Source organism: Aquimarina sp. I32.4 (genome assembly GCF_002924285.1).
GTDB lineage: Bacteria > Bacteroidota > Bacteroidia > Flavobacteriales > Flavobacteriaceae > Aquimarina.
Genome location: NZ_PGUB01000176.1, coordinates 1 through 5317, shown reverse-complemented (window position 1 = coordinate 5317; position 5317 = coordinate 1). Strand labels below are relative to the sequence as shown.

Annotated in this window: 4 protein-coding genes; all 4 read left to right on the top strand. The window is 33.5% G+C overall.

Annotated elements, in window-relative coordinates; all coding sequences use genetic code 11:
* The first annotated feature begins 264 nt into the window (after window positions 1-264).
* The 4 genes from argS to CVD18_RS21275 all read left to right on the top strand — a co-directional run bounded on the left by argS (window position 265) and on the right by CVD18_RS21275 (window position 5153).
* Window positions 265-2043: an arginine--tRNA ligase gene (gene argS, locus CVD18_RS21290; RefSeq protein ID WP_103867487.1), complete on the top strand. Its 1779-nt coding sequence runs from the start codon at window positions 265-267 to the stop codon at window positions 2041-2043.
* A 146-nt stretch (window positions 2044-2189) separates the two neighbouring features.
* On the top strand, window positions 2190-2660 hold the full coding sequence (locus CVD18_RS21285; RefSeq protein ID WP_103867486.1) for a GNAT family N-acetyltransferase: 471 nt from the start codon (window positions 2190-2192) through the stop codon (window positions 2658-2660).
* A gap of 236 nt (window positions 2661-2896) precedes the next feature.
* Window positions 2897-4225 carry a signal recognition particle protein gene (gene ffh / locus CVD18_RS21280; protein WP_103867485.1) on the top strand — a complete coding sequence of 443 codons (1329 nt, stop codon included), beginning with the start codon at window positions 2897-2899 and terminating at the stop codon, window positions 4223-4225.
* 43 nt (window positions 4226-4268) lie between these two features.
* Window positions 4269-5153, top strand: a complete 885-nt coding sequence (locus CVD18_RS21275) for a bifunctional 5,10-methylenetetrahydrofolate dehydrogenase/5,10-methenyltetrahydrofolate cyclohydrolase (protein ID WP_103867484.1) — start codon at window positions 4269-4271, stop codon at window positions 5151-5153.
* Window positions 5154-5317: the final 164 nt, after the last annotated feature.

Here is a 5317-nt window from a genome sequence, read left to right as displayed (position 1 = left end):
AAATATTTCCATCATAAGCACGCCAAATACGCCGCCTGAAAGATTTATAAGAACTAATTACCCTAACGATTAATAATTAACTGTTACTTGATATAAATTTGTTTTTCGTAGTTTATTTATAAAAATAGATTCAGTGTGGGAATAAATAACCTTAGCTACCTTATAAAATTATGATGTGTTTTTTTTGAACATAATGAATGATTAGAAAACACATAGTGCTACAGTGTAAATTCTATTATCTTTGCAGCTTAAATTTTTAAGAAGATGAGTGTACAAGAAGTCATTTCGGGAAAAGTAAAAGAAGCAATACAGCAATTGTATAGTGCTCAATTAGAGTCTGTGGAATTACAAGCTACCCGAAAAGAGTTTGAAGGGGATATTACAATAGTGGTATTTCCAATGTTACGAGTAGTAAAAGGAAACCCTGTTCAGATAGGAGAGGCAGTCGGTCAATATTTGGTAGAACATGTAAACGAAATTGATAATTATAATGTGGTAAAAGGTTTTCTGAATCTTGTAATTTCTGACTCATATTACTTTAGTTTTTTTGCAAAAGCTAAGAATGATAAAAAGTATGGATTTGTCACGCCCTCTGAGAATGATAAAGCAACGATGGTAGAGTATTCTTCACCAAATACAAACAAACCTTTGCATTTAGGTCATATTAGAAATAACCTATTGGGATATGCTGTTGCAGAAATTATAAAAGCGAGCGGAAAAAGAGTGTATAAAACTCAGATTATAAATGACAGAGGGATACATATTTGTAAGTCTATGTTGGCATGGCAAAAATATGGTAATGAAGAAACACCAGAATCTACTGGTTTAAAAGGAGATAAATTAGCAGGTAACTATTATGTGAAATTTGATCAGGTGTATAAAGAGCAAATTGCTCAACTAATAGGGGAAGGAAAAACAGAGGAGGAAGCAAAAAAAGAAGCACCAGTTATTATAGAAGCCCAAGAAATGCTTAGAAAATGGGAGGCAGGAGATAAAGATGTAGTACAATTATGGCAAATGATGAATGGATGGGTGTATGATGGCTTTGATCAAACTTATAAAGCTCTGGGAGTAGATTTTGATAGCTATTATTATGAGAGTGATACATACTTGCTAGGTAAAAATAATATTGAAGAAGGGTTGACTAAAGGTGTTTTCTTTAAAAAAGAAGACGGATCTGTGTGGTGTGACCTTACAGATGAAGGACTTGATGAGAAATTAGTGTTGCGTAGTGATGGCACGGCAGTATATATGACTCAGGATATAGGAACAGCGATTCAACGAGTAAAGGATAATCCTGATATAGGGGGGATGATTTATACTGTAGGTAATGAGCAAGATTACCATTTTAAAGTGTTGTTTTTGATTTTGAAAAAACTAGGATATGATTGGGCGCAATATTTACATCATCTTAGTTATGGTATGGTTGATTTGCCTACTGGTAAGATGAAGAGTAGAGAAGGAACTGTAGTTGATGCAGATGATCTAATCATAGAGATGACAAAGACAGCAGGTGATATTTCTAAAGACCTTGGTAAACTAGAAGGGTATACTGATGAAGAAAAAAAAGAGGTATATCGTATTATAGGGCTAGGAGCATTAAAATATTATATTTTAAAAGTAGATCCCAAAAAGCGTATTCTCTTTAATCCTGAGGAATCTGTAGATTTTCAAGGTAATACGGGACCATTTATACAATATACTTATGCGAGAATTCAAGCGATTTTGCGTAAGGCAGATTTTGATTGTAGTAAAGATATTTCTGCGATCGTGTTGAATCAGAAAGAAAAGGATGTTATCAAGTTGTTAGAATCTTACCCAGAAATAATACAAAATGCAGCAAATGAACTTAGTCCTGCAGTAATTGCGAATTATACATATGATTTGGTAAAAAGTTATAATTCTTTCTTTCAAAACGTACCTATATTTGGTGCAGACTCAGATGATGAAAAAATATTTAGAGTGCAGCTTTCAGATTTAGTAAGTCGTACAATTAAATCTGCATTTACACTTTTAGGAATTAATGTTCCTGAACGAATGTAGTTTTAAAAGTAAGAAATTCTTTAAAATCGGTATTTTTCCTTCAATTAATGGAAGAATACCGATTTTTTTTCCCTTTGGTCTAAGTATGGCTTAAAAATTAAATGGATAAAATGTGATATGGGAGTTGTTTTTTTTATTTTAGTAATATGAATTGTGAAATATCAAGAGCAACAAATCAAGATTTACCATTGATGCAGCATTTGTTTTATCAAACAGTAATTACCTATGGTGCAATGATATTTACCAAACCTGAAATTAAAATATACTCACGACTGGCAATAAATAAAGCATATTGGCAAGATAAGTTTGAAAAAGACTTTGTTTATAATGCTAAGTTAAATGGTGAAATTGTTGGGTCATTCTCAATGGATAAAAAAGGAAATATAGAATATATTTTTGTACACATGAATTATCACGGTAGAGGTATTGCTGCCGAATTGTATAAAACCATCGAAGAAATAGCAAAAGACTTAAATATTGTTACCCTGACAGCAAAAGTGAATTTAATGACACAGCCATTTTTTAAGAAAAAAGGTTTTGAAATTATTAAAAATGCTGTAAAAGTTGTAGGAGGAGATGAGGTTGTAAGTTATAGTGGCATCAAGCATTTTCAATAGTTCACAGCTATAAATTGAGATTGCTTTTTGTTAAGGTAACAGCTTTGTAATTTTTTTCTAAAGATATTTATTAAGGTTATTTTTAAGATATGATGGATTCTCTAAATCATAATCAAGAACAAATCATAGGATTACTTCTATAATTCTATAATTGCATCCTTTATTTATACACTTCAAATTCTTAAATTTGCACGATCTATTGATAAAGATAGTGTTTTGAAAATACGAGAAAATATATGTTTGATAATTTAAGTGATAAGTTAGATAAGGCCTTACATATTTTAAAAGGGCATGGGCAGATAACAGAAGTAAATGTTGCTGAAACCCTTAAGGAAGTGAGAAGGGCATTAGTTGATGCTGATGTAAATTATAAAATTGCTAAAGAATTTACGGCAACGGTAAAAGAAAAGGCATTAGGGCAAAATGTTCTAAAAAGCTTAAAGCCGGGGCAGTTAATGGTAAAACTCGTTAAGGATGAATTGACAGAATTAATGGGAGGAGATGTTGCAGGAGTTGACCTGTCAGGAAATCCATCGGTGGTATTAATGTCTGGACTACAAGGGTCTGGTAAAACTACGTTTTCTGGTAAACTAGCTAATTTTCTTGCGACCAAAAAAACTAAAAAACCACTTCTTGTTGCATGTGATGTCTATAGACCAGCCGCAATTGATCAGTTACATGTAGTTGGTGAGCAAATTAATGTGGAGGTATTTAGTGATAGAGGGAATAATGATCCTGTTGCTATTGCTAAAGCTGGAGTTGCTCATGCAAAGGCCAACGGATTTAATGTAGTTATTATTGATACAGCAGGACGTTTGGCAGTTGATGAAGTTATGATGACAGAGATTGCGAATATTCACAAAGCTATTACGCCCAACGAAACACTATTTGTTGTTGACTCTATGACTGGGCAAGATGCGGTAAATACAGCAAAAACTTTTAATGATGTATTGAATTTTGATGGTGTGATCCTTACTAAGCTTGATGGAGATACTCGAGGTGGAGCAGCAATATCAATAAAGTCTGTAGTCAATAAGCCGATTAAGTTTATAGGTACTGGGGAGAAAATGGAAGCGATCGATGTGTTTTATCCTTCTCGTATGGCAGATCGTATCCTAGGTATGGGGGATGTGGTTTCTCTTGTAGAAAGGGCACAGGAGCAATTTGATGAAGAAGAAGCTAGGAAGTTACAGAAGAAAATTGCTAAAAATCAGTTTGGCTTTGATGATTTCTTGAAGCAGATTCAGCAGATCAAAAAAATGGGTAACATGAAAGACCTGATAGGTATGATTCCTGGTGCAGGTAAGATGATGAAAAATATGGATATAGATGATGATGCTTTTAAGCATATTGAAGCTATTATTCATTCTATGACTCCAGAAGAAAGGTCAAAACCTCAAGTTATCAATTCAAGTAGAAAAAAACGTATTGGTAAAGGATCAGGGACATCGATTCAGCAAGTAAATCAGTTGCTCAAGCAGTTTGATCAGATGAGCAAAATGATGAAAATGATGCAGGGTAGTGGGGGAAAGCGAATGATGCAGATGATGGGCAAAATGAAATAAATATAATTAGTAATCATAAAAACTAAAGGTAACTCTAGGGGGAATGGAAATATTAGACGGAAAAAAGGTAAGTAACGATATCAAAAATGAAATAGCTGTTGAGGTAGAGAAAATGAAAGAGCGTGGTGAAAAAGTACCACATCTAGCTGCTGTATTAGTAGGTAATGATGGGGCTAGTTTAACCTATGTTGGTAGTAAGGTGAGAGCTTGTGAGCGAATAGGTTTTGAGTCTACTTTGGTCAAAATGCCGAGTACTACTAGTGAAGTAGAATTGTTGGCAAAGATCAAAGAATTGAATGAAAACGATGATATTGATGGTTTTATAGTACAACTACCATTGCCGCCACAAATTGATACGCAAAAAGTATTACTAGCAGTAGATCCAGATAAAGATGTAGATGGTTTTCATCCTATGAACTTTGGTAAAATGGCATTGGATATGTCTACTTTTATTCCAGCAACTCCATTTGGTATTCTAGAATTATTAGAACGATATAGTGTTGATACCAAAGGAAAGCATACTGTTGTTATAGGGCGAAGCCATATTGTAGGAAGGCCTATGAGTATTCTAATGGGAAGAAAAGGATGGCCAGGTAATTCAACAGTAACATTGACGCATAGTCATACAAAAAATATTACTCAGATTATTTCTCAGGCAGATATCGTGATCTCTGCATTAGGAGTCCCTAATTTCTTAAAAGCAGAAATGGTTAAAGATGATGCCGTAGTTATTGATGTGGGTATTACTAGGGTTCCAGATGAATCAAAAACAAGAGGATATCGAATTGTTGGAGACGTAGATTTTGAAAACGTAAGTAAAAAATCATCTTTTATTACCCCTGTTCCTGGAGGAGTAGGGCCAATGACAATAGCAATGTTACTTAAAAATACATTGTTGGCAAGAGAAAGACATCGTAATAATGCATAATTATATTTAAAATATTTTATTATCACAAAAAGCTCTGTTATTTATATAGCAGAGCTTTTTTTGTGTTGTACAGTGCTCGATAAATCTGGTAGTGTCCAATAAACTGTGTAAATAAGAATTAGGCGGGTTTTAAAACCCGCCTAATTTTTTTTGTTTAATTTTAA

Coding starts and splice junctions, on each gene's coding strand:
- ffh (WP_103867485.1), top strand. CDS start 2,897: ATGTTTGATAATTTAAGTGATAAGTTAGATAAGGCCTTACATATTTTA.
- CVD18_RS21275 (WP_103867484.1), top strand. CDS start 4,269: ATGGAAATATTAGACGGAAAAAAGGTAAGTAACGATATCAAAAATGAA.
- argS (WP_103867487.1), top strand. CDS start 265: ATGAGTGTACAAGAAGTCATTTCGGGAAAAGTAAAAGAAGCAATACAG.
- CVD18_RS21285 (WP_103867486.1), top strand. CDS start 2,190: ATGAATTGTGAAATATCAAGAGCAACAAATCAAGATTTACCATTGATG.